A 22,259-nucleotide genomic window follows, 5' to 3' on the forward strand; every position below is an offset into this window, starting at 1 on the left:
TCTCCCTGGGCTGGCGGTTTGGAGGCATTCAGAAACGGCAACGCCCCGGCTGCTCGGGGCATACCGGGGCATCAGGGCACACAGCACAAGGCGTCCGCTCGGAGGTGACCGAGCGGCATCGGCAATCACTGTGGGCAGGAATTAAGACGGAAGACATTTCGACACCTCGGTGGACCTGACGTAAGACTGCGATGCATGACGCATCGCCCGGCGCTTCAAAGGCCGGCTAGTAGTCGTAGGTCGAGGCTGAGATGGCGAAATGGGATATTCATGACCCTAGAAAATCAGTATGCGGCGTCCTTGTCAAGCGAGGAGCTGATCTCACTCCTCCTCCTCCTCGACCTTGGCCTCTCGCCACCAGCGCCACAATGCCGGAGGCGCCAGCTCCTCGGCGACATCACGGGACCAGATCACCCCGCCCGCATCCTCGAGGTTCAGCCGCAGCAGGCGCCGGTCGGCCCCGTCGATCCTGGCCTCATCGAGGTTGGCCAGGAGCCGGTGCAGTTCTTCCCGCTGCGCCTCGCTGCACCGGCCGCAGTCGATGTGCCGGGGGCGTGCCAGTCCCGGGAAGTGCGCCACCCCCCCCTCGCGGCACAGGCGAAGCACGCTGGCCGAGGTCAGCTCCGGCGGGCGGGCGGTCATGACATCACCCCCACCTCGCGCCAGGCCTCCCGTACCCCCCTTGCCTCACGGCTGCCGTCCCCGAAACGCCGAGCGGCATTCGCCTGCGTCAGGGCGGCGAAGGTGGCGAAGTCGCTATCCCGGCCCAGGCGGGCATCGACAAGGGTGTCGTACCAGATCCGCCCGGCACTCTCCCAGGCATGCCCCCCCAGGGCCATGGCGGCGAGGTGGAAGGCACGATTGGGGATCCCCGAGTTGATGTGCACACCACCATGGTCCTGTTCGGTCACCACGAAGTCGTCCAGGTGCCCCGGCTGCGGATCGCGTCCCAACAGCGGGTCATCGTAGGCGGTCCCCGGCGCGGCCATGGAACGCAGGGCGATCCCCGCCACCCGATCGGTGAAGAGCCCCTCGCCGATGAGCCAATCGGCCTGGTCGACACCCTCACCCCGGGCATGCTGCTTGGTCAGGCTGCCGAAGACATCCGACAGGGACTCGTTGAGGGCCCCGGACTGTCCGGCATAGGCCAGGGCCGCCTCGTACTGGATCACTCCGTGGGTGAGCTCATGGGCGATGATGTCGAGGGCGATGGTGAAGCGCTGGAACAACTCGCCATCGCCCTCCCCAAAGACCATCTGACGGCCGTCCCAGAAGGCGTTCTCGTAGTTCTGACCATAGTGCACTGTGGCCACCAGAGGCAGACCACGGTCGTCGAGGGAATGGCGACCGAAGGCCTGCCAGAACAGGCGGTAGGTCTCGCCCAGGCCGTGATAGGCTTCATCAATGGCGGGGTCGCCGCTGTCCTCCTCTCCCTCGCTGCGTACCCGGCGCCCCGGCAAATCCTGTCGCCCCTCGGCGGAGTGGATGTAGCGCAACGGCTCGCCGGGGCGAGCACTTATCGGCGGCGAGGGAGTGATGCCGGCACGAGCCCGGAAGCCGCGGTCGGCCAGCAGGGTCCGGCGCGCGCACTCGCGCAACCGGTCACTTCCCCCGCTGGCGATACGCTCGAGCAGGTAGGGGGGCAGGAAGGGACGTAGTCTCGTCGGCACGGTCGCATTGGTCATCCCTGTCCTCCTGGCGTCTCGCCCACCCCAAGGCAGGGGGAGGGCAACTCATCCCCTCTGGCTCGCCCACTCCGAAAAGGTTCCGCTAACGCTGACGGCGCTCCAGCAGCGCCTCCATCCGCGACAGCTGGTCGCGCATCTCGCGCACATCATCGCGCAGGCCGTGCAGTTCCGCGGCCTCCCCCTCCCCGGTCTCCAGCTCGATGGCCAGACTCTCCTTCTGCATCACGTCGAGCACGATGCCGATCATCATGTTCAGGAAGATGAAGGCGTTGAGGAAGATGAAGGTGAGAAAGTAGATCCAGGCGTAGGGGTAATGCTCCATGGTCGGGTAGAGCACCGCCGTGGCCCAGCTCTCGAAGGTGGCCACCTGGAACAGCGTCAGCATGGCCAGAGAGATATTGCCCCACAGCTTCTCGTCGACGCTGGCGAACAGGAAGCTGCCGAGGGCCCCGTAGATGTAGAAGATGATGAACATCAGCAGCACCACGTAGCCCATGCGCGGGATCGACTTGAACAGCGCGGCGATCAGCATGCGCAGCTCGGGGATCATCGAGACCAGACGCAGCACCCGGAAGATGCGCAGCAGGCGGGCCAGCAGCACCATCTCCGAGTCGTCCAGGGGAATCAGGCTGGCGGTAACGATCAGGAAATCGAAGATGTTCCAGCCCCTGCGGAAGAAGTCGCGCAGGCGCTTCTCCGCCGCCATCCGGATCAGGATCTCCACCAGGAAGAACACCGTCACTGCCACGTCGAGCCACAGCATTACCGCCTGAAATCGGCTGACCTCCTCCTCGTAGGTCTTGGCGCCGATCAGCAGCGCCGAGACCACGATGATGGTGATCACCGTGAGCTCGAAGGTCTTGTGGGAGCGCAGCCGCTCGAAGCGGTCGCGCCAGGTCTCGAAGGTATCGCTCACTCCCCTTGCTCCTCCAGGTCCACCTGGCGATAGCCGATCAGGTAGAGCACGGCATCGAGGCCGAGCGTCGAGATGGCGTGGCTGGCCTGGGCGCGCACCAGCGGCTTGGCGCGGAAGGCGATGCCGAGCCCGGCGGCGGCCAGCATCTTGAGATCGTTGGCGCCGTCGCCCACGGCGATGGTCTGCTCCAGCCTGAGCCCCTCGCGCGTGGCGATCTCGCGCAGCAACTCGGCCTTGCGATCGGCGTCGAGGATCGGCTCGCGCACCTCCCCGGTCACCTTGCCGTTCTCGATCACCAGCTCGTTGGCATGGATCTCATCGAAGCCGAGCCTCTGCTGCAGGTGGCGGGCGAAGTAGGTGAAGCCGCCGGAGAGGATCGCCGTGCGGTAACCCAGGCGTTTGAGCTGGGCCATCAGCCGTTCCACGCCATCCATCAGCGGCAGCGTCTCGGCGATCTCGGCCAGCACCGCCTCGTCGAGGCCCTTGAGCTTGGCCATGCGCTCGCGGAAGCTCTGCTGGAAATCGAGCTCGCCGCGCATGGCGCGTTCGGTGACCTCGGCCACTTCGTCATAGACGCCGTGACGGCGGGCCAGCTCGTCGATCACCTCGGCCTGGATCAGAGTGGAATCCATGTCGAAGCAGACCAGGCGGCGATGCCGGCGCCAGATGGAATCCTCCTGGATGGCGATGTCCACGCCGTGCATGGCGCCCAGCGCCAGCGCCTTCTCGCGCAGGGCGTCGAGGTCGACCTCCTCGCCGCGCAGCCAGCACTCCACGCAGGCGCCCTGAATGCTGTCGTGATCCCGGGGTACGCCGCCATCCAGCGGCTCGCGCCCGGAGAGGCGGTGGATCAATTCCACGGTGAGGCCGTGCTCGGCGGTCAGCGCGCCCACCTCGGCCAGGATGCCCGCCGGCAGATGCGGCGCCAGCAGGGTCAGGATCAGCCGCGGCTGGCTGGCCTGGCTGCTCCAGCGCTGGTACTCCTCGGCGCTGACCTGGATCGCCTTGACGTCGAGGCCCAGGGCATCGCCAGCGGCGGCCAGGGCGCCTTCAAGGTCGGCCTCATGGCCGAGGCCCACCAGGGCCTCCAGGGAGAGCATGCCGAAGGTCACGCTCTGGTTGATGTCCAGCAGGCGGGCGCCGCTCGTCGCCAGGGCCTTGCCCAGCCCGGCCAGCTGGCCCGGGCGAGCCGCGCCGGTGGCGCGGATCAATACTCGTCGTGTCATGGAAACCCCAGTCTTGAGCTAGAAGCTGGAAGCTGGAAGACCCCCTGAGGCACAAGGGGCCTCTCAGCCTTGGGTAGAATTACGGTGTTCCAGGCTCACCCAATTGCCTCGAAACTCTCAGCGGTGCTTGGTTTTCCTTCAAGCTTCAAGCTTCCGGCTTCAAGCTTTCAAGCCGGTCCACCTTCTGCAGGCCGCGGGGCAGCTTGCTGCCCCGCCGGCCGCGCTCGCCGCGATAATACGCCAGATCGTCGGGTTTGAGGGTGAGATGGCGCTTGCCGGCGTGGATCACCAGGCTGGTGCCGGCCGGCAGCAGTACCAGATCGCGCACGAACTCCTCGCGGCGTGCCGCCCGTGGCCCGGGAATGTCGAGCATCTTGTTGCCCTTGCCCTTGGTCATCTCGGGCAGCTGCTCGAGGGGGAAGACCAGCAGGCGGCCCTCGTTGGAGACCGCCGCCACCTGGGCCCCCTCGCCTTCCGGCACCGCCATCGGCGGCAGCACATTGCAGCCCTTGGGCACCGAGAGCACGCCCTTGCCGGACTTGTTCTTGCCTACCAGTTCCTCGAGGCGCGCCACGAAGCCGTAGCCGCCGTCGGAGGCGAGCAGGTAGCGGGTGGATGGCGGCGCCAGCATGACGCCCGCCAAGTGGGCGCCAGCCACTACGTTGACGCGACTGGTGACGGGCTCGCCCTGGCCACGGGCGCTGGGCAGGTTGTGGGCCTGGAGGGTGTAGGCTCGGCCGGTGTCGTCGAGCAGCACCAGCGGCTGGTTGGTCTTGCCGCGGGCCGCCAGGGCGAAGCTGTCGCCGGCCTTGTAGGAGAGCCCCGACGGGTCGATCTCGTGGCCCTTGGCACTGCGAATCCAGCCCTTCGCGGAGAGCACCACGGTGACGGGGTCGGCGCCCACCAGTTCCACCTCGGAGAGCGCCCTGGCCTCCTCGCGCTCGACGATCGGCGAGCGGCGCTCATCGCCATGGGCCTCGGCGGCGGCGCGCAGCTCCTCCTCGATCAGGTCGGTGAGCGCCGCCTCGTTGCCGAGCAGCTCCTGGAGTCGCTTGCGCTCGGCCTCGAGTTCTTCCTGCTCGCCGCGGATCTTCATCTCTTCGAGCTTGGCGAGGTGACGCAGGCGCAGTTCGAGGATCGCCTCGGCCTGGCGGTCGCTCAAGCCGAAGGCGTCCATCAGCGCCGGCTTGGGCGCGTCCTCCTCGCGGATGATGCGGATCACCTCGTCGATATTGAGGTAGGCGATCAGTAGGCCCTCGAGGAGGTGCAGGCGGTCCTCCACCTTGCCCAGGCGGTGCTCCAGGCGCCGGCGCACGGTACTGCGACGGAAGCGCAGCCACTCGCCGAGCAGATCGGGCAGCGGCATCACCCGCGGCCGGCCGTCGAGTCCGATCACGTTCATGTTGACGCGGATGTTCTTCTCGAGGTCGGTGGTGGCGAAGAGATGTGCCATCAGCGCCTCGATATCGACGCGGTTGGAGCGCGGCTCGATCAACAGGCGGGTCGGCTCCTCATGGGTCGACTCGTCGCGAAGGTCGGCCACCATGGGCAGCTTCTTGGCCTGCATCTGGGCGGCGATCTGCTCGAGGATCTTGGCCCCGCTCACCTGGTAGGGCAGCGCGGTGACCACGATGCTGCCCTCCTCCATCACGTAGCGGGCGCGCAGTTTCACCGAACCGCGGCCGCTCTCGTAGAGCTTTCGCAGGTCGGCGCGTGAAGTAATGATCTCGGCCTCGCTGGGGAAGTCCGGCGCCGGCAGGTGGGCGACGAGGTCGGTGGTGGTGGCCTCGGGGTGGCGCAGCAGGTGGCAGGTGGCCTCGACCACCTCGTTCACGTTATGCGGCGGGATGTCCGTCGCCATGCCCACGGCGATGCCGGTGCCGCCGTTGAGCAGCACGTGGGGCAGGCGCGACGGCAGCACCACCGGCTCGTTCATGGTGCCGTCGAAGTTGGGGGTCCAGTCCACGGTGCCCTGCCCCAGTTCGGCGAGCAGCACCTCGCTGAACTTCGACAGCCGCGCCTCGGTGTAGCGCATGGCGGCAAACGACTTGGGATCGTCGGGACTGCCCCAGTTGCCCTGGCCATCCACCAGCGGATAGCGGTAGCTGAACGGCTGGGCCATCAGCACCATGGCCTCGTAGCAGGCACTGTCGCCGTGGGGGTGGAACTTGCCCAGCACGTCACCGACGGTGCGCGCCGACTTCTTGTACTTGGCGTTGGCCCCCAGCGCCAACTCGCGCATGGCGTAGACGATGCGCCGCTGCACCGGCTTCATGCCGTCGCCGATATGGGGCAGCGCCCGGTCGAGGATGACGTACATCGAGTAGTCGAGGTACGCCTTCTCGGTGTATTCGCGTAGCGAGAGGCGCTCGACGTCGCCCTCCGCCACCTGGATATCCATACTCATAGCTCGGTGGCCTTGTTCACACTTGTGGAGTCGTCAAGGGCTGAGCCCCCTTCACCCTCGGTGGTGAGCTGTAAGCTGAAAGCTTGTAGCTGGAAGTTACCCCCTCAGGCAGCCGAGGGTTCATCCAGCTTCCGGCTTCGAGCTTCAAGCTTAAACTTCGATATCCGCCAGGTTGCCGTAGTCCTCGAGCCAGCTCTTGCGGTCGGGGGCACGCTTCTTGGCCAGCAGCATGTCCATCATCTCCATGGTGCCATCGCCCACTTCACGGGTGAGCTGAACCAGGCGACGGGTGTCCACCGCCATGGTGGTCTCGCGCAGCTGCAGCGGGCTCATCTCGCCCAGGCCCTTGAAGCGCTGCACGTTCACGGTACCGCGCTTGCCCTCAAGCTTGCGCAGGATCGCCGCCTTCTCGCTCTCGTCCAGGGCGTAGAATACCTCCTTGCCCAGGTCGATCCGGTAGAGCGGCGGCATGGCCACGTAGACGTGGCCGGCATCCACCAGCGCCGGGAAGTGGCGCACGAAGAGCGCGCACAGCAGGGTGGCGATATGCAGGCCGTCGGAGTCGGCGTCGGCGAGGATGCAGATCTTGTGATAGCGCAGCTTGGAGAGGTCATCGCTGACCGGGTCCATGCCAACGGCCACGGCGATGTCGTGGACCTCCTGGGAGCCGTAGATGTCGTGGGACTCCACCTCCCAGGTGTTCAGGATCTTGCCGCGCAGCGGCAGGATCGCCTGGCTCTCGCGGTTGCGCGCCTGCTTGGCGCTGCCGCCGGCGGAGTCGCCCTCCACCAGGAACAGCTCGCTCATGGCCGGGTCCTGGCCGGAGCAGTCGGCCAGCTTGCCGGGCAGCGCCGGGCCAGAGGTGACCTTCTTGCGCGCCACCTTCTTGGCACTCTTCTGGCGCCGCTGGGCGGCGCTGATCACGAGTTCGGCCAGCGCTTCGGCCTGGTCCACGTGGTGGTTGAGCCACAGCGAGAAGGCGTCCTTGACCACCCCGGAGACGAAGCCCGCCACGGTGCGCGAGGAAAGTCGCTCCTTGGTCTGACCGGCGAACTGGGGGTCGAGCATCTTCACCGAGAGCACGTAGGAGACCCGCTCCCAGAGGTCCTCGGCGGTGAGCTTCACCCCCCGCGGCAAGAGGCTGCGGTACTCGCAGAACTCGCGCAGGGCCTCGAGCAGGCCGGCGCGCAGGCCGTTCACGTGGGTACCGCCCTGAGGCGTGGGGATCAGGTTGACGTAGCTCTCCAGCAGCGGCTCGCCGCCCTCGGGCAGCCACTGGATCGCCCAGTCCACCCCCTGCTCGTCGTCGGCGAAGTGGCCGACGAAGGGCGACTGGGGCAGCACCTCATAGCCGTCGGTGGCCTGGGCCAGGTAGTCGCGCAGGCCATCCTCGTACTGCCACGCGCTCTCGGTGCCGTCGGCTTCCATCAGGGTGACCTTGAGCCCCGGGCAGAGCACCGCCTTGGCACGCAACAGGTGCTTCAGGCGCCCCACCGCCAGGCGCGGGCTGTCGAAGTAGCCCGCCTCCGGCCAGAAGCGCAGCACGGTGCCGGTGTTACGCTTGCCCACGCTGCCGATCACCGAGAGCTTCGACACCGGCTCGCCGTGTTCGAAGGCCATGGCGTGGCGGCCGCCATCGCGCAGCACCTCCACCTCGAGGCGCCGGGAGAGCGCGTTGACCACCGAGACGCCGACGCCGTGCAGGCCGCCGGAGAACTTGTAGCTGGCGTTGGAGAACTTTCCCCCGGAGTGCAGACGGGTAAGGATCAGCTCCACCCCGGAGACACCGTGCTCCGGATGGAGGTCGATGGGCATGCCGCGACCATCGTCGGCGACCTCGATGCCGCCATCCTCGAACAGCCGCACGCTGACCTGGCTGGCATGGCCGGCCAGCGCCTCGTCGACGCTGTTGTCGACCACCTCCTGGATGAGGTGGTTGGGGCGGCTGGTGTCGGTGTACATGCCCGGGCGCTTGCGCACCGGCTCCAGGCCGGAAAGCACCTCGATCGAGCTGGCACTGTATTGCGTCATGGGTCGTCCGGTTCCTTGTGTGATCGGGGCTGCCAGGCCGGCGACAGGGCGTGGCCGCCGTGGGCCAGCAGTGCCGGCAGGTGCCGGGCCAATACCGCGAAGCCGTGGTCGGCTCCAGGGTGCAGCAGGGTGCGTGCGCCGCGGTAGAGGGCAAAGGCATCCGCCGGGTCGAGCACCTCGTCGGCGGTCCCCAGCAACAGCAGGTAACGCTCCGGCGCGGTGACCCGCGCCGGCGTCAGCGCCTCGAGCTCGGCCAGGTGCGCCTCGCTCACCGTGAAGCGCTCGCCGGAATAATCGTTGACGAAGACTTCATCGACCCAGTCGCTCACCAGACGGGTCGGGGCCACCGCCGGATTGATCAGGGCGGCGCGCAGTCCGCCGCGCTCGGCCAGGCAGGTGGCCAGAAAGCCCCCCATGGAGCTGCCGGCCAGCAGCGGGGCGGGACCGAGCTCGGCGAGCCGCGACTCGGCCAGCGCCAGGGCTTCGGCGGGCCGATGCGGTAGCTGGGGCGAGACACAGGGCAGGCCCAGATGGGCACAGGCCTCACGCACCCATCTCGCCTTGGGCGAATCGACGCCGCTGTTGAAACCGTGCAGGTAGAGCACCCCGCTGGCCGGCTTCACCGGGCAGGGCGCACTCAGCATAGCGCAACTGCTGTACGAACAGCCAGTGTCACGTAGAGGCCTTGCCGTTCGCCTCGGCCGCCCAGGCCGCCTCGATCAGCGCCCGGGTGGAGGCGTCCATGGTCTCCAGGCCCTCATGGTTCTCGAGAATGCGCTGGGTCTCGCCGGCGATCTGCTTGCCCAGCTCCACCCCCCACTGGTCGAAGGGGTTGATCCCCCAGATCGTCGCCTGCACGAATACCTTGTGCTCGTAAAGGGCGATCAGGGCGCCCAGGGTGGACGGCGTCAGCTCGTCGAGCAGCAGAGTTGTGGAAGGCTGGTTGCCGCGATAGCGCTTGTGCCCGGGGCGCTCTCCCGGCTCATCGATGGCATCGTCGCCCAACGCCAGCAGCCGCGACTGGGCGAAGCAGTTGGCCAGGGTCAGCCGATGCTGGCCCTTGAGATGCTGGCGGGTCGCCTCGTTCTCCACCTCGTCGTATCGCCGCAGGGGCGCGATAAAGTCGCACTCCACGGCCTGGGTACCCTGGTGCAGCAGCTGATAGAAGGCGTGCTGGGCATTGGGCCCGAGCTGGCCCCACAGCACCGGACAGGTGGAGTAGTCCACCTCGCGCCCTTCCGCCGTCACCGACTTGCCGTTGGACTCCATTTCGAGCTGCTCGAGGTAGGCGGCGAAATACTCCAGGCGACCGTCATAGGGCAGGATGGAGTGGGCGCGGATGTCCAGGAAGTTGACGTTCCAGATCCCCACCAGGGCCAGCAGCACCGGCAGGTTGTCGGCCAGCGCCGCGGTGCGGAAATGCTCGTCCAGGGCGTGGGCGCCGGCCAGCAGCTCGCGGAAGCGCTTCATGCCCACCACCAGGGCAATGGGCAGGCCGATGCCGCCCCACAGCGAGTAGCGGCCGCCGACCCACTCCCAGAACTCGAGCTGGTGGGCGGGAGCGATGCCCCACTCGGCCATCTTCTCGGGGCTCGCCGAGATGCCGATGAAGTGCTGGCGCATCACCAGCTCGGCGTCGACGCCCTCCTCCCCCTCCAGGCGCGCCATCAGCCAGTCCCGGGCGGTGCGCGCATTGGAGAGCGTATCGATGGTGGTGAAGGACTTCGACGAGAGCACGAACAACGTAGCCTCGGGGTCGAGGCGTGCCAGGCAGTCGGCCAGCTGGGAGCCGTCCATGGTGGAGGCGAAGTGCACCTCCACGCGGTGCACGTCGCGCAGCCGATAGTCGGCCAGGGCGTGGGTCACCATCAGCGGGCCGAGGTCCGAGCCGCCGACGCCCAGGTTGACCACGTGGCGGATGGCCTTGCCGGTGGCGCCGCGCCACTGACCGGTGTGGAAGCGCTCGACCATGGCCTCCATGTGCTCGAGGGTGCGATGCACCCCGGGCACCAGATCCTCGCCCTCCACCACCAGCGAGTCACCCTCCGGCAGACGCAGGGCCGTATGCAGTGCCGGGCGATTTTCGCTGAGGTTGACCCGCTCACCGCCCAGCAACCGCTGGATCGCCCCGGGCACGTCCGCCTGTTCGGCCAACGCCAGCAGGTGCACCAGGGTCTCGGCGGAGCAGCGCTGCTTGGAGAGGTCCACGGTCAGGCCGGCGGCGCGGCGGGTGAAGCGCGCCTGGCGGTCCGACTCATCGGCAAACAGTTCATGCAGGTGGCGGCGGCCCAGTGCCTTGGCGTGGGCCTTGAGCTCACGCCAGGCGTCGCTCTGATCGATCATACTCTCCTCCTTGAAGCCCGGCGGGTGCAGGGTCATGGCGGCGCGCGTAGAATAGCGCCCGTTCCCGCATTTCTGGCCTGATCATGAGTGATGCATCTTACCGTGACGCGATCTTTTCGACACCCCTCGACCGGGTCGCGCGCTTCTCTTTCGATGAACAGGTAGTCGCCTGTTTTCCCGACATGATCCGCCGCTCGGTACCGGGCTACGGGCAGATACTGGGCATGCTGGGGCTGATCGCCCGCCGGCACCTGCGACACGGCGCCCGGGTCTACGACCTGGGCTGCTCGCTGGGCGCCGGCGGCCTGGCCCTGGCCGGCCAGCTTTCGCCCGAGGCCTTCCGCTACGTCGGCGTGGATCTCTCACCGGCCATGGTGGCCCGGGCCCGGGAGACCCTGGCCGACGAGTGCCCTGACCATTCCATGGCAACCGTCGAGGCTGACATCCGCAGGCTCGACTATGAGCCCGCCGGCATGGTCGTGCTCAACTTCACCCTTCAGTTCCTGCCCCCGGCGGACCGCGAGGCCATGGTGGAGCGTCTGTTCACCGCACTCGAGCCCGGCGGCGTGCTGGTGCTCTCGGAGAAGATACGCGCCGAGGGCGAGGAAGAGAACGCCTGGCTGGTGGAGCGCTACCACGACTTCAAGCGCGCCAACGGCTACAGCGACCTGGAGATCAGCCAGAAGCGCACGGCGCTCGAGAACGTGCTGGTCCCCGACACCCTGGCCGAGCACCACGCCCGCCTGGCCCGGGCCGGCTTCTCCCGCGCCCACACCTGGTACCAGTTTCTCAACTTCGCCTCCGTAGTGGCTTTCAAGAACGAGGCCTTCAAGGACGCCACCGCACCTGCATCGCCGGAGGCTTGAGCGTGCCGATTCCCGCCGAACACCGCGACCTCTACCGGGCCTTCCTCGATCAGGGCCTCGACACCTGGCTGGCGCGGCTTCCCGAGCAGCTGGCCGGCGGGCTCGACCGCCGGCGCTTTGGCGACCTGCCCGCCTGGGAGAAGGCGGTGGCCAAGCTGCCGGCGCTGCCCGACGCACGCCGGGTCAGCCTGGACACCGACACTGTCAGCGTCGAGGTCGCGCTCACCGACAGTCAGCGCCGCCAGGCCGAGAACCTGCTGCGCAAGCTTGCCCCCTGGCGCAAGGGGCCTTTTACACTCGGCGGCATTCCCATCGACACCGAGTGGCGCTCCGACTGGAAGTGGCAGCGCCTCACACCGCACCTGGCCCCGTTGGCCGGCCGCCGGGTGCTCGACGTGGGCGGCGGCAGCGGCTACCACGGCTGGCGCATGGCCGGCGCGGGCGCCGCCTTCGTGCTGGTGATCGACCCCTCGCCGCGCTTCTTCTGGCAGTTCCGCGCGGTGCGCCACTTCGTCGGCGACGCCGACGGGCATCGCACCCACTTCCTGCCGGTGGGCATCGAGGACGTACCGGAGCATCTCGACGTCTTCGACACGGTGTTCTCCATGGGCGTGCTCTACCATCGCCCCTCGCCCCTGGAGCACCTGCTGCAGCTCAGCGGCGCCCTGCGCCCGGGGGGCGAGCTGGTCCTGGAGACCCTGGTGGTCGAGGGCGACGCCACCACGGTACTGCTGCCCGGGGAGCGCTACGCCGCCATGCCCAACGTCTACTTCCTGCCGTCATCGGCGGCGCTCTGCCAGTGGCTCGAGCGTTGCGGGTTCGAGAATGTGCGGGTGGTGGACGAGGCGGTGACGACCTGTGAGGAGCAGCGCGCCACCGAGTGGATGACCTTCCAGTCCCTGGCCGACTTCCTCGACCCCGAGGACCCGACGAAGACCCGCGAGGGCTACCCCGCCCCGCGCCGCGCGGTGGTGATCGCCAGCCGGCCGCGATAGGCGCTCACCTTCTCAGGATCACGAGCCAGCGCCCCAGGTTGAGGATGCTGGCCAGGGACGCCGCCACATAGGTGAAGGCGCAGGCGGTGAGCACATGGCGGGCGCCGGGCATGTCGTAGGGCGGGATATACTCCTTGAGCAGCGGCAACGCGCGCTGAAAACTGGCGTCGAACTCCACCGGCAGGGTCACCAGGTGCACCAGCGCCGCGGTGCCGAAACTGATCACCGCCGCGGCGACCACGATGGCCAGTCCGCCCGGCAATCGAGTGAGCAGGAACAGCAAGGGCGCGGCCATCATCAGCACCGCCCCGAGTTTCTCGGCCTTCTGGGCCACCCCCACCAGCCTTGATCGGGCCAGCAGCGGCGCATAGCCCTGGTGGTGCTGGATGGCGTGGCCCACCTCGTGGGCCGCTACCGTCACCGCGGTGAGCGAGCGCCCGCCGTAGACCTCCGGCGAGAGCCGCACCCGACGCGCCTCGGGGTCGTAGTGGTCGCCCTGCTCGGTCGGCTCCACCTTGACCCCCTCGATGCCCAGCCGGCGCAACAGGTGATCAGCCAGCTCTGCCCCGGTGCCGGGGTAGTCGTCGCGGCCACGGGTATGACGCTTGATGACCCACTGGGCCCAGAGGTTGGGCAGCAGGAAGATGGCCAGCAGCAGGACAATGGCGAGAACGATCATCGGGGGTTGGCTCCGGGTCGGCTGTGATGCTTTGGACACAGCCTACCAGAGCCGGTTTCACCCCCCGCCATCGCATCATCCCTCATCGACGCAGGCCTGGCGCACCGCCGACAGGTCGGCCCGGGAGATCAGCCCATGCTGGTAGGCATGGGTCGCCATGGCGGCGCTGTCGGCGGCCAATACCAGCTCGCAGTCGCTGTGCGCGATCTCCTGCCGCAGCCGTTCGATGGCCAGCTCACGGCCGGGCTTGCGATCGACGCGGCGAATGTAGATCGCCTTCACCCGGCCGGGATGCTCCTTGACGATGCGGGTATAGACCTCGGGGTCGTGCTGTCCGCTGTCGCCGATCAGTACACAGGGTAGATCCTCCATCACCGTCAGCATGCGGGTGATCAGGTCATGCTTGTGGTCTTCGGCAGGGCGCGGCCAGGGGTGGCGCCAGGAGAGTCCCCACTCGCGCAGGAACAGGATCGGCCCCACCGGGATGCGATTGAGCTGGAAGAACGCCTCGAGCATCTCGTAGAGGCCCCAGGGCCCCCGCGAGACGTAGAGAATCGGGCGCCTGGCCTCACCCTCGGCACCGACGTGAAGCGCCCGGTAGAGCGAGGCCACGCCGGGAAAGGCGGTGCGCTGGTGGGCCTTCTGCACGAACAGTCGGTAGAGCATGCGCAGCCTATCGGCGACACCGGTATACATCACGGTATCGTCGATATCGCTGATCACCAGCAGGTCGGTCTCCGGCGGTGGGATATACACCTCGGCGTGGCAGTGCACTGGTTCATCGCCCTGGGTGACCTGCAGCTCGGCCTGATGCCAGGATAGGTCCTTCGGCAGCGGCGTCTCGAGGGGTAAGTGAATGTCGAAGAAGCCGTCGCGGTCGGTGGTTGCGGTGGTCCGGTTGGCGCCCAGACTCGCCTCCACACGAACACCGGCCACCCCACGGCGAGCGATACGGCGCACCACGTCTGCCACGTCACGCAGCATGCCATGGTGAGGGATCACCCGCCCCAGGGCGGCCTGGTGGAACACCCGTCCCATGACGAAGACTTCCCGGCGGGAGCCATAGCCGCGGTAGGGATGGACCACGATGCCACCGCGGCCGAGGTCGCGCTTCATCGGCCGGGTGATGAAGTGCAGCACGCGCCTGACCCGGCCGGTGGAACGCCGTCCGCTCCCCATCACTCCTTCCCCTCCGGTTCACTCCGGCCCCGGAGCGGAGCCGCCCTGGCGTCTTGCCGTGTGCGCATCGTGAGCTCCCGCGCCTGATGTCGGACACCGATGATGATCAACAGGGTACCGGAAAGCGAAGCCCCGCTATAGTGAGCAGGGCTTCGAAGACAGCAGGACCACCCGGGCGAGGTCAGCGCTTCAGCAGCTCGCGAAGATCCTTCGCTTCCCAATGGGGGAAGTACCTGCGCACCAGGGCGTTGAGCTCGAGCTCGAAGCCGGCCCAATCCACCTCGCCGGGGCTCGCCGACTCGCCCTCGACCACACGGCGGATCATGCCCGCCCCTACGGTGACGTTGGTCAGCCGGTCGATGACGATAAAGCTGCCGGTACCCGGGCTGGTCGCGTAGTTATCCAGCGGTACCTCGGCGGTCAGCCCCACCCGGCAGCGGGCGATGGCGTTGAGCTCCAGCCGTTCCGCCGGGTGTCGCGCCAGGGTGTTGACGTCCACCTGGTGGAGGATCTCCTCGACCTGGCCGGCCACCGAGCGGCCGGCCAGGCGAATGTCGACCTGTCGCCCGGGGGTCAGCGCCTGCTCGTGCATCCAGACGATATCCGCCTCGAAGGCGTGGGAACTGACCACCTCGGCGTCCGCCGCGACGATCCAGTCTCCCCGCGAGATGTCGATCTCGTCCGCCAGGGTCACGGTGATCGCCTGGCCGGGCCAGGCCGCTTCCAGGTCGCCGTCCCAGGTGACGATGCGCTCGACGGTGGAACGCCTGCCGGAGGGCAGCACCTTGATCAACTGGCCCGGGCGCAGCACGCCCGCCTCCAGGGTGCCGGCATAGCCGCGGAAATCCAGGTTGGGCCGGTTGACGTACTGCACCGGCAGGCGCAGGTCGGTCAGGTTTCGGTCGCGGCTGATCTCGACGCTCTCGAGCAGTTCCAGCAACGTCGGCCCTTCATGCCAGGAGAGCGAATCGCTGCGATTGACAACGTTATCGCCCTTGAGCGCCGACAGCGGCACGAAGCGGATGTCCCGGGCCTGGAGCTGTCCGGCTATTTCCTGGTACTCGGTGACGATCTCGTCGAAGCGCGCCTGGGAGTAGTCCACCAGGTCCATCTTGTTGACCGCCACCACCAGGTGCTGGATGCCCAGCAGGTCGGCGATGAAGCTGTGGCGCCGGGTTTGCGTCTGCACACCGTAGCGGGCGTCGATCAGGATGATGGCGAGGCTCGCCGTCGAGGCCCCGGTGGCCATGTTGCGGGTGTACTGCTCATGCCCCGGGGTGTCGGCGATGATGAACTTGCGCCTGTCGGTGGAGAAGAAGCGATAGGCCACGTCGATGGTGATGCCCTGTTCGCGCTCCGACTGCAGGCCGTCGACCAGCAGCGCGAGATCGACCTCCTCGCCGGTAGTGCCCACCTTCCGTGAGTCTCTGGTCAGGGCCGCGAGCTGGTCGTCGAAGATCATCTTGGAGTCGTGCAGCAGACGACCGATCAGCGTCGACTTGCCGTCGTCGACGCTGCCGCAGGTAATGAAGCGCAGCAGGTCCTTGTTCTCGTGCTCGTGGAGGTAGGCTTCGATATCTTCCGCGATCAATTCTGACGCATGTGCCATAACACACCTATAGCTTGAAGCTGTAAGCCGGAAGCTGGAAGAACCCCAGTCGATCCCCGGCTCACAGCCAATATCTTTCGTTGGATGGCCTTGCCGATAGCTTGTATGCCTGAAGCCTCCAGAAACCCACCAGAAGTTCCCCTTGAGTTTTCTTACAGCTTCAAGCTTTCAGCTTCCGGCTCTCTAACGCGCCTCCGGCGCGTTAGAAGTACCCCTCGCGCTTCTTCTTCTCCATGGAGCCGGCCTGGTCGTGGTCGATGGCGCGGCCGCTGCGCTCGCTGGTCCTCGTCAGCAGCATCTCCTGGATGATCTCGGGCAGGGTCGCGGCCGTGGACTCCACCGCACCGGTGAGCGGATAGCAGCCCAGGGTCCGGAAGCGCACCCACTTCTCCTCGGGCACCTCGCCCTCGGCCAGCGGCAGGCGCTCGTCGTCGACCATCACCAGCATGCCATCGCGCTCCACCACCGGGCGCGGGGCGCTGAAGTAGAGCGGCACGATGGGGATGGATTCCAGATAGATGTACTGCCAGATATCCAGCTCGGTCCAGTTGGAGAGCGGGAAGGCACGGATCGACTCGCCCTTGTTGACCCGGGCGTTATAGAGGTTCCACAGCTCCGGGCGCTGGTTCTTGGGGTCCCAGCGATGGAACTTGTCGCGGAAGGAGAACACCCGCTCCTTGGCGCGGCTCGCCTCCTCGTCGCGGCGCGCGCCGCCGAAGGCGGCATCGAAGCCGTACTTGTCCAGGGCCTGCTTGAGGGCCGCGGTCTTCATCACGTCGGTGTAGCCACTGGAGCCGTGGTCGAAGGGGTTGATGCCAGCGGCGCGCCCCTCCTCGTTGGTGTGCACCAGCAGCTCCATGCCCGCCTCGGCCGCCATGCGGTCTCGGAAGGCGATCATCTCGCGGAACTTCCAGGTGGTGTCCACATGCAGCAGCGGGAAGGGCGGCGGGCCGGGATAGAAGGCCTTGCGCGCCAGGTGCAGCATCACCGCGGAGTCCTTGCCGATGGAGTAGAGCATCACCGGGTTGCGGAACTCGGCCGCCACCTCACGAAGGATGTGGATCGACTCGGCCTCGAGCTGCTGCAGGTGAGTCAGCCGCTGGGGCGACAGCGTCGGGGAGGCGCTGCTCGCCTGGGCAGGCGACGGTGTGGTCGCGTCGTGAAGAGTGGTCATGGCCCGGCTACCTCGCATGACGGTGGGCATGGAAATCATGCAACGAGGTTAACGCCGGACCATTAATAACTCAAAAGAATTAATAGCGATCTTTTTATACCCCAATTTCATTTGCAACCAGGAGTCAAAGATCGACGCGTTCTACCCAGGTCGTGACGTCGTCATCCCCCAGGTCGAGCACCCGATAGCCGGGACGCGAGGCCTCATCGATGGCGAAGGTCTCGGCCCCGGCCAGAAACTGGTCGGTGGTGGAGGGGCAGCCGTAAACCGCCACTTCGGCCTCCTCCAGACGTTGATGGCTGGCGAAGGCCTGGTGGATATGCCCGCAGAGGATGGCGCGCACCTGGCCGAAGGCGGCGAGGGTCTGCCAGAAGGCCTCGCGATCCTTGAGCCCGAGGGCATCGATCCACGCCGACCCCACCGGCAGCGGCGGGTGGTGCATGGCGAGCAGGGTCGGCCGCTCGTCGTCCTCCAGGCGCGCGGCCAGCTCGGCCAGGCGCTCCGGCCCTAGCTCGCCGTGGGCCTGGCCGCTGACATGGGTGTCCAGCATCAGGATGCGCCAGGCACCGATATCGAGTTCGTCGAGCAACTCGCGGGTCTCGGCCATCAGCGCCGGGTCGTCATGGTTGCCGGCCAGCCAGAACCACGGCGCCAAGAGGCGACCGAGTGTGCGCTGCGCCAGCTGATAGGAGGCGGCGGTTTCGTCGTTGCTGATGTCCCCGGTGACCAGCACCATATCGGGGCGCTCGCGATTGACCGCCTCCACCACCGCCTCCAGCTGACGCAGCGGAAAGCCCGCCCGGGCGCGGGCGGTGGGGTCGGCGTGCAGGTGACAGTCGCTGATCTGGACCAGTCGCATCATCGAAAAGGCTCTCGTCGGGCGCCGGTCAGCACCGCGGCGTCAGGGGGCGAATTCATCGCGGCGAACTAGCGAAGTTCGGGCAGGTCGAGGGAGTGGCCGTGGGCCAGGCCATGCTCCAGCCACTCGCCGAGGAAGCGGTTGAGCTGCAGCTTCTCGTCGGGCTGATGCATGCGCGAGTTCGGGTAGCGATAGCGGCCATGGAAGTGGCGCTGGCGCTGGAAGTCGGTGACCTCGGCCATGCGTACGTCGTGGTAGAGATGCACCCGCATCCGGGGAGCCTCGATCATCGAGTCGAGCACGCCGCGCTGGGTGACCCGCACGATGCTGGTGTAAGGCGCACGCTCCAGCAGCTCCAGGCTGAGAATACCCAGCCAGCGACCGTCGCTTGCCAGCTCGATCTCGCGGGTTTCTCCGACCTCCAGATCGCCCAGCAGGCGCACCAGACGCAGGAAGTTGATACTGCACTCCCCCTGCAGGCTTCTGAGGTCGGTCACGTAGGCGCTTCGCTGCACACCATCTCTGCGCACACTCTCTCTCCCCAAACTATTCCCCTCAAGCTAGCTCCTCGCTCTCAAGGAGGCCCGCTCGGCCGCCAGCCAATGGAGGGCGATCAGGCACATGGCATTGTCGAGTCGTCCAGCCTGCAGGAGTTCCCAGGCCCTGCCAAACGGTAGCACATGCACGCGGATATCCTCGTGCTCCTCGTCGAGGCCGTGTACGCCGCCCAGGCCCTCGCTGTCCACCAGGCCGCAGAACAGGGTGACCCGCTCGTCGCAGGCCCCCGGGCTCGGATAATAGGTATGCAGCACAATCAGCTCGCCCACCCGGGCCCCGGCCTCCTCCAGGGATTCACGGCGCGCCACCTCGGCGGGGCTTTCGCCCTGCTCCACCAGGCCGGCCACCACCTCGAGCTTCCAGGGCGAGACGGGGTCGTCCAGGGCCCCGGCGCGGAACTGCTCCACCAACGCCACGGCATCGCGTTCCACGTCGTAGAGCAGCACGCCCACGGCATCGTGGCGACGGTGCACCTCGCGCGTCATGGTGCCGCTCCAGCCGCCCTCGAAGAGGCGGTGGCGAAGATGCAGTTCCTCCAGGCGGAAGAAGCCCTGGTGCAGGCAGCGCCGCTCCAGCAGCTCCACATCGACAGCGGTGAAGGGCGCCGCCGCTGCCAGGTCCAGGACCTCGGGCGAGTCACTCATGGCGGTCTCCGCTTGGGTAAAGACGCCCATTATCGTGACCCGGCCCCGCCCTGCCAACCTCTGCACAACGAATGCCGCCTAGCTCCCCGGAATTGGCGGGCACTCGACGGATGGCGTATGTTGCCAGCCTGGAACGAGAGGAGGCCAGCCCCAACATGAAAGGCCGCAACATGACCCGCTGGCGCGATCCGGCCAAGGACCCGCGCCAGGAGCCCAAGAGCCACCTGATCACCGCCGAGGGCGCCCAGCGGCTGCGCGGCATCCTCGATCACCTCTCGCGGATCAAGCGCCCCGCCCTCTCCGCCAAGGTGGGCGAGGCGGCCGCACTGGGCGATCGCAGCGAGAACGCCGACTACACCTATAACAAGAAGGAGCTCAACCGGGTCATCGCCCGGATCCGCTACCTGACGAAGCGGCTCGATGAGCTCACAGTCGTGGACCGCCTGCCGGCGGAGACGGAGAAGGTGTACTTCGGCGCCTTCGTCACCCTGGAGGATGACGAGGGCGAGGAGATGGCGATCCGCATCGTCGGACACGACGAGATCGACCCGGCGAAACGCTGGATCAGCGTCGATTCACCGCTGGCCAGGGCCCTGCTCGGCAAGCCCCTGGACGAGGAGGTGACGGTGGCCGCCCCCGGCGGCGAGACCACCTACGTGATCACCGAGATTGCCTATCGCGACCCTCAGGCATAGGAGCTCTACCATGCCGGTTGTCTTTCGCTACAAGGGAATCAGGTTTTTCTTCTACTCCAACAAGGGCAATCCGCTGGAGCCCATGCACATCCACGCAGAGAGCGGGGATGGGGAGGCGAAGATCTGGCTTGAGCCTCAGGTCGCTATCGTTACCAGCGCTGGCTACAATCGAAAGCAGCTTTCACAACTCATGCAGCTGGTGGAAGTACATCGTGACGAGATCGAGAGGGCCTGGAATGAGCACTTCCGCCAAGACCGTCAGTTTTGACGACTACACCATGTGGGTCGAGCTGGATGACGGCAGGACGCTCGGAATCCCGCTGGCGTGGTTTCCGCGCCTCCTGCATGCCAGCCCAGCCGAAAGAGCCCAGTGCCGCATCAGCTATTCCGGCAAGGGCCTGCACTGGGATGAGCTTGATGAGGACATCTCCGTCGAAGGCCTGCTTGCCGGCCGTGGCGACATGACGCAACACCACGAGCGGGTCGCCTGATCAGCACTTGATTGCCCGATAGACCCGGAAGCGGCGGTCGTCGGCGAGGATCTCGAAGCCGCCGAAGGCGCGCTCGAGCAGGTCCGGATAGGGCAGGAAGGCGTTGGCCACGAGGAGCAGCTGGCCCCCGGCGCGCAGATGCGCCGGGGCCTCCTGGATCAGCCGCGCCGAAGGGCCATAGTCGATGGCGCGCTCCTGGTGGAAGGGGGGATTGCTGACGATGGCATCGAACTCACGCCCCGCCAGCGCCGAATAGACGTCGCTTTCCAGCGTTTCTCCAGACAAGGCCTCGCCTGCCAGAGCGTTGGCCGCCAGGGTGCGTCGGGTCGCCTCCACCGCGAAGGCGTTGACGTCCACCGCCGTCACCCGCGCCCCGCGCCGGGCCAGCCAGGCGGCGAGGATGCCGTCGCCGCAGCCCATATCCAGAACATCGCAGAAAACATCGCCGAGAACATCGCCCGGCAACGCCCCGGCAAGCGTCTCCAGCAGCAGCCGGGTGCCGTCATCCAGCTTGCCGTGGCCGAACACTCCGGGGTGGCTGGCCAGCGCGAGCCTCTCCTCCCCCAGCTTGGCCTCGAAGGTGGTCCAGGCCGCGTCCGGGTCGATCGCCACGCGCCCCAGCCGCGTCTCGAACAGCGAGCAACGCCGTGCGCTGTCGCGCTTGCGACAGCCCAGCCCCAGCGCCGCCAGCACCTTGAGCACCCGCTTGATGCCGCCCTGGTTCTCGCCCACCAGCTGCAGCCGCGTGCCCTCGGGCAGGGTCGCGCACAGCCACAGCAGCCACCACTCGCCCAGGGCGTGGCTCTTGGGCCAGAACAGCACCGCCCCGGGGGGCGCACCCTCCCCTTCCGCGGGCAGCAACCCGAAGGGCGAGACGGCAGGCCGCCCGGCGGCCTGCCAGGCGTCGCGCACGACGAGATCGGCGCTGATTGCCATGCCCTGCCCCGTCTCCAGCCAGGGGTCGCGGGGCGGGCCTAGCCACCACCAGCCACGGTAGTCGGCGTCCTGACGCTCCAGCAGCTGGCAGGCCGGCGTCTCGGCGCGCGCGCGCTCGGAGTGAATGGTTTCGGCGTTCATGTCCTGGGCTCCTCGGCCGGTGGGGTTGGGGTCTCGCGGCGCACCAGGGTGTAGAGCAGGTAGCGCCCCAGGCGCCAGTGGGGGTCGACTCGGCAGTAGCGCCACTCGAGCGCCAGCAGCACCGCACGGTCGGCGTCGCTCTCCGGGGGCCGGCGCAGATAGTCGTGGAAGACGCGCACCCCCGCGATGGCGCGAAGCTCCAGGCCCAGCTCGGCGCTCCAGGCGGTGATCTGGGCATGGGTCAGCGGCGAGATCGGCGTCAGTCGCCGGCGCAGCCCCTTGCCCTCAAGGCGGTCGGCCAGCGCCTTCTCCAGGTTGCCCTTGACCACGTTGGAGAAGCGCAGGGCGTCGCGGTTGAAGACCATCAGCGAGAGCTGCCCGCCCGGCGCCAGCTGCCTGGCCAGGGTGGCCAGGGCCGCGCGGGGGTCGGCCAGCCACTCCAGCACCGCATGGCAGGCGATCAGCGACCAGTGGCCGGGGGCGACAACGGGCAGCGCCTGCAGCGGCGCCTGGACGACACTCACCGGCTGGCCCGCCAGCGACTCACGGGCGCGGGCCAGCATCTCCCCGGAGGGCTCGACCAGGGTCACGGCGTGGCCGCGCCCGGCGAACCAGCCGGCCAGCTGACCCAGGCCGCCGCCCACATCGAGCAGCGGCTGGCCGTGCAGCGCGAGCATCTCCGGCAGCAGGCGGTCGAGGAGCGCCAGGCGCAGCTCGCCCCGCGCACCGCCGTAGAGGCTCTCGGCGAACTTGTCGGCCAGCCCGTCGAAGTGGCGGTCACCGTGTTCGGAGAGCGGTGAAGCGGGATCGGTCATGCCGGCT

General features: G+C 67.6%; 22 protein-coding genes. 5 read left to right on the top strand and 17 right to left on the bottom strand.

Translation table 11 applies throughout. The features are described from left to right. Nucleotides 1-321: 321 nt before the first annotated feature. The 8 genes from ACM26W_RS13995 to pgi form a co-directional block, all read right to left on the bottom strand. Nucleotides 322-642 (bottom strand): protealysin inhibitor emfourin, encoded by a 321-nt coding sequence (locus tag ACM26W_RS13995; protein WP_416137585.1) that lies wholly within the window; start codon nucleotides 640-642, stop codon nucleotides 322-324. Further along, nucleotides 639-1,685 carry a M4 family metallopeptidase gene (locus ACM26W_RS14000; RefSeq protein WP_416137586.1) on the bottom strand — a complete coding sequence of 349 codons (1,047 nt, stop codon included), beginning with the start codon at nucleotides 1,683-1,685 and terminating at the stop codon, nucleotides 639-641. The genes ACM26W_RS13995 and ACM26W_RS14000 overlap by 4 nt, the downstream gene beginning before the upstream one ends. An 85-nt stretch (nucleotides 1,686-1,770) precedes the next feature. Then, entirely contained in the window at nucleotides 1,771-2,604 is an 834-nt protein-coding gene (locus ACM26W_RS14005) for an ion transporter (protein ID WP_416137587.1), read from the bottom strand. After that, nucleotides 2,601-3,830, bottom strand: a complete 1,230-nt coding sequence (gene serB / locus ACM26W_RS14010; protein ID WP_416137588.1) for a phosphoserine phosphatase SerB — start codon at nucleotides 3,828-3,830, stop codon at nucleotides 2,601-2,603. The genes ACM26W_RS14005 and serB overlap by 4 nt, the downstream gene beginning before the upstream one ends. A gap of 145 nt (nucleotides 3,831-3,975) precedes the next feature. Next, the gene (gene parC / locus ACM26W_RS14015) at nucleotides 3,976-6,237 is read right to left on the bottom strand and encodes a DNA topoisomerase IV subunit A (protein WP_416137589.1); all 2,262 of its coding nucleotides are present in this window, start codon (nucleotides 6,235-6,237) and stop codon (nucleotides 3,976-3,978) included. A gap of 150 nt (nucleotides 6,238-6,387) precedes the next feature. Further along, the gene (gene parE, locus ACM26W_RS14020) at nucleotides 6,388-8,268 is read right to left on the bottom strand and encodes a DNA topoisomerase IV subunit B (protein ID WP_416137590.1); all 1,881 of its coding nucleotides are present in this window, start codon (nucleotides 8,266-8,268) and stop codon (nucleotides 6,388-6,390) included. Then, on the bottom strand, nucleotides 8,265-8,912 hold the full coding sequence (locus ACM26W_RS14025; RefSeq protein ID WP_416137591.1) for a YqiA/YcfP family alpha/beta fold hydrolase: 648 nt from the start codon (nucleotides 8,910-8,912) through the stop codon (nucleotides 8,265-8,267). Before ACM26W_RS14025 ends, parE begins: the two co-directional genes overlap by 4 nt. Before the next feature lie 28 nt (nucleotides 8,913-8,940). Continuing rightward, the gene (gene pgi / locus ACM26W_RS14030) at nucleotides 8,941-10,611 is read right to left on the bottom strand and encodes a glucose-6-phosphate isomerase (protein ID WP_416137592.1); all 1,671 of its coding nucleotides are present in this window, start codon (nucleotides 10,609-10,611) and stop codon (nucleotides 8,941-8,943) included. A gap of 83 nt (nucleotides 10,612-10,694) precedes the next feature. Here pgi and cmoA point away from each other — a divergent pair, with 83 nt between their 5' ends. Together cmoA and cmoB are read left to right on the top strand one after the other, a co-directional pair. Further along, nucleotides 10,695-11,477, top strand: a complete 783-nt coding sequence (gene cmoA / locus ACM26W_RS14035) for a carboxy-S-adenosyl-L-methionine synthase CmoA (RefSeq protein WP_416137593.1) — start codon at nucleotides 10,695-10,697, stop codon at nucleotides 11,475-11,477. Between the two features lie 2 nt (nucleotides 11,478-11,479). Beyond that, nucleotides 11,480-12,472 carry a tRNA 5-methoxyuridine(34)/uridine 5-oxyacetic acid(34) synthase CmoB gene (gene cmoB, locus ACM26W_RS14040; protein ID WP_416137594.1) on the top strand — a complete coding sequence of 331 codons (993 nt, stop codon included), beginning with the start codon at nucleotides 11,480-11,482 and terminating at the stop codon, nucleotides 12,470-12,472. Nucleotides 12,473-12,476: 4 nt separating this feature from the next. Here the strand turns inward: cmoB and ACM26W_RS14045 are convergent, their stop codons facing one another. The 7 genes from ACM26W_RS14045 to ACM26W_RS14075 all read right to left on the bottom strand — a co-directional run bounded on the left by ACM26W_RS14045 (nucleotide 12,477) and on the right by ACM26W_RS14075 (nucleotide 19,174). After that, a complete protein-coding gene (locus ACM26W_RS14045; RefSeq protein WP_416137595.1) occupies nucleotides 12,477-13,151 on the bottom strand; it encodes a zinc metallopeptidase in 675 nt (224 codons plus the stop codon). Between the two features lie 75 nt (nucleotides 13,152-13,226). Next, the gene (locus tag ACM26W_RS14050; RefSeq protein ID WP_416137596.1) at nucleotides 13,227-14,330 is read right to left on the bottom strand and encodes an App1 family protein; all 1,104 of its coding nucleotides are present in this window, start codon (nucleotides 14,328-14,330) and stop codon (nucleotides 13,227-13,229) included. Between the two features lie 181 nt (nucleotides 14,331-14,511). Then, nucleotides 14,512-15,939 carry a sulfate adenylyltransferase subunit CysN gene (cysN, locus tag ACM26W_RS14055; RefSeq protein WP_416137597.1) on the bottom strand — a complete coding sequence of 476 codons (1,428 nt, stop codon included), beginning with the start codon at nucleotides 15,937-15,939 and terminating at the stop codon, nucleotides 14,512-14,514. A 202-nt stretch (nucleotides 15,940-16,141) separates the two neighbouring features. Beyond that, entirely contained in the window at nucleotides 16,142-17,113 is a 972-nt protein-coding gene (gene cysD / locus ACM26W_RS14060; RefSeq protein ID WP_416137598.1) for a sulfate adenylyltransferase subunit CysD, read from the bottom strand. A 124-nt stretch (nucleotides 17,114-17,237) separates the two neighbouring features. Continuing rightward, a complete protein-coding gene (locus ACM26W_RS14065) occupies nucleotides 17,238-17,972 on the bottom strand; it encodes a phosphodiesterase (protein ID WP_416140896.1) in 735 nt (244 codons plus the stop codon). A 68-nt stretch (nucleotides 17,973-18,040) separates the two neighbouring features. Then, complete coding sequence (locus ACM26W_RS14070) at nucleotides 18,041-18,487, bottom strand: DUF1249 domain-containing protein (RefSeq protein WP_416140897.1); 447 nt, start codon at nucleotides 18,485-18,487, stop codon at nucleotides 18,041-18,043. 45 nt (nucleotides 18,488-18,532) lie between these two features. Then, entirely contained in the window at nucleotides 18,533-19,174 is a 642-nt protein-coding gene (locus ACM26W_RS14075; RefSeq protein WP_416137599.1) for an NUDIX domain-containing protein, read from the bottom strand. A 155-nt stretch (nucleotides 19,175-19,329) separates the two neighbouring features. Between ACM26W_RS14075 and greB the strand changes: the two genes are divergently transcribed. The 3 genes from greB to ACM26W_RS14090 are packed head-to-tail and all read left to right on the top strand — an operon-like array spanning nucleotide 19,330 to nucleotide 20,360. Further along, nucleotides 19,330-19,869, top strand: a complete 540-nt coding sequence (greB, locus tag ACM26W_RS14080) for a transcription elongation factor GreB (protein WP_416137600.1) — start codon at nucleotides 19,330-19,332, stop codon at nucleotides 19,867-19,869. Nucleotides 19,870-19,879: 10 nt separating this feature from the next. Continuing rightward, a complete protein-coding gene (locus ACM26W_RS14085; protein WP_416137601.1) occupies nucleotides 19,880-20,137 on the top strand; it encodes a DUF4160 domain-containing protein in 258 nt (85 codons plus the stop codon). Next, nucleotides 20,106-20,360, top strand: coding sequence for a DUF2442 domain-containing protein (locus ACM26W_RS14090; protein ID WP_416137602.1), 255 nt, complete (start codon nucleotides 20,106-20,108; stop codon nucleotides 20,358-20,360). Before ACM26W_RS14085 ends, ACM26W_RS14090 begins: the two co-directional genes overlap by 32 nt. On the opposite strand, the gene ACM26W_RS14095 is transcribed toward ACM26W_RS14090, so the two are convergent. Next, nucleotides 20,361-21,437, bottom strand: a complete 1,077-nt coding sequence (locus ACM26W_RS14095; RefSeq protein WP_416137603.1) for a methyltransferase — start codon at nucleotides 21,435-21,437, stop codon at nucleotides 20,361-20,363. Then, nucleotides 21,434-22,252 carry a methyltransferase domain-containing protein gene (locus ACM26W_RS14100; RefSeq protein WP_416137604.1) on the bottom strand — a complete coding sequence of 273 codons (819 nt, stop codon included), beginning with the start codon at nucleotides 22,250-22,252 and terminating at the stop codon, nucleotides 21,434-21,436. The genes ACM26W_RS14095 and ACM26W_RS14100 overlap by 4 nt, the downstream gene beginning before the upstream one ends. Nucleotides 22,253-22,259: the final 7 nt, after the last annotated feature.

The sequence above is a fragment of the Halomonas sp. HK25 genome (assembly GCF_047795635.1).
Taxonomy (GTDB): Bacteria; Pseudomonadota; Gammaproteobacteria; order Pseudomonadales; family Halomonadaceae; genus Halomonas.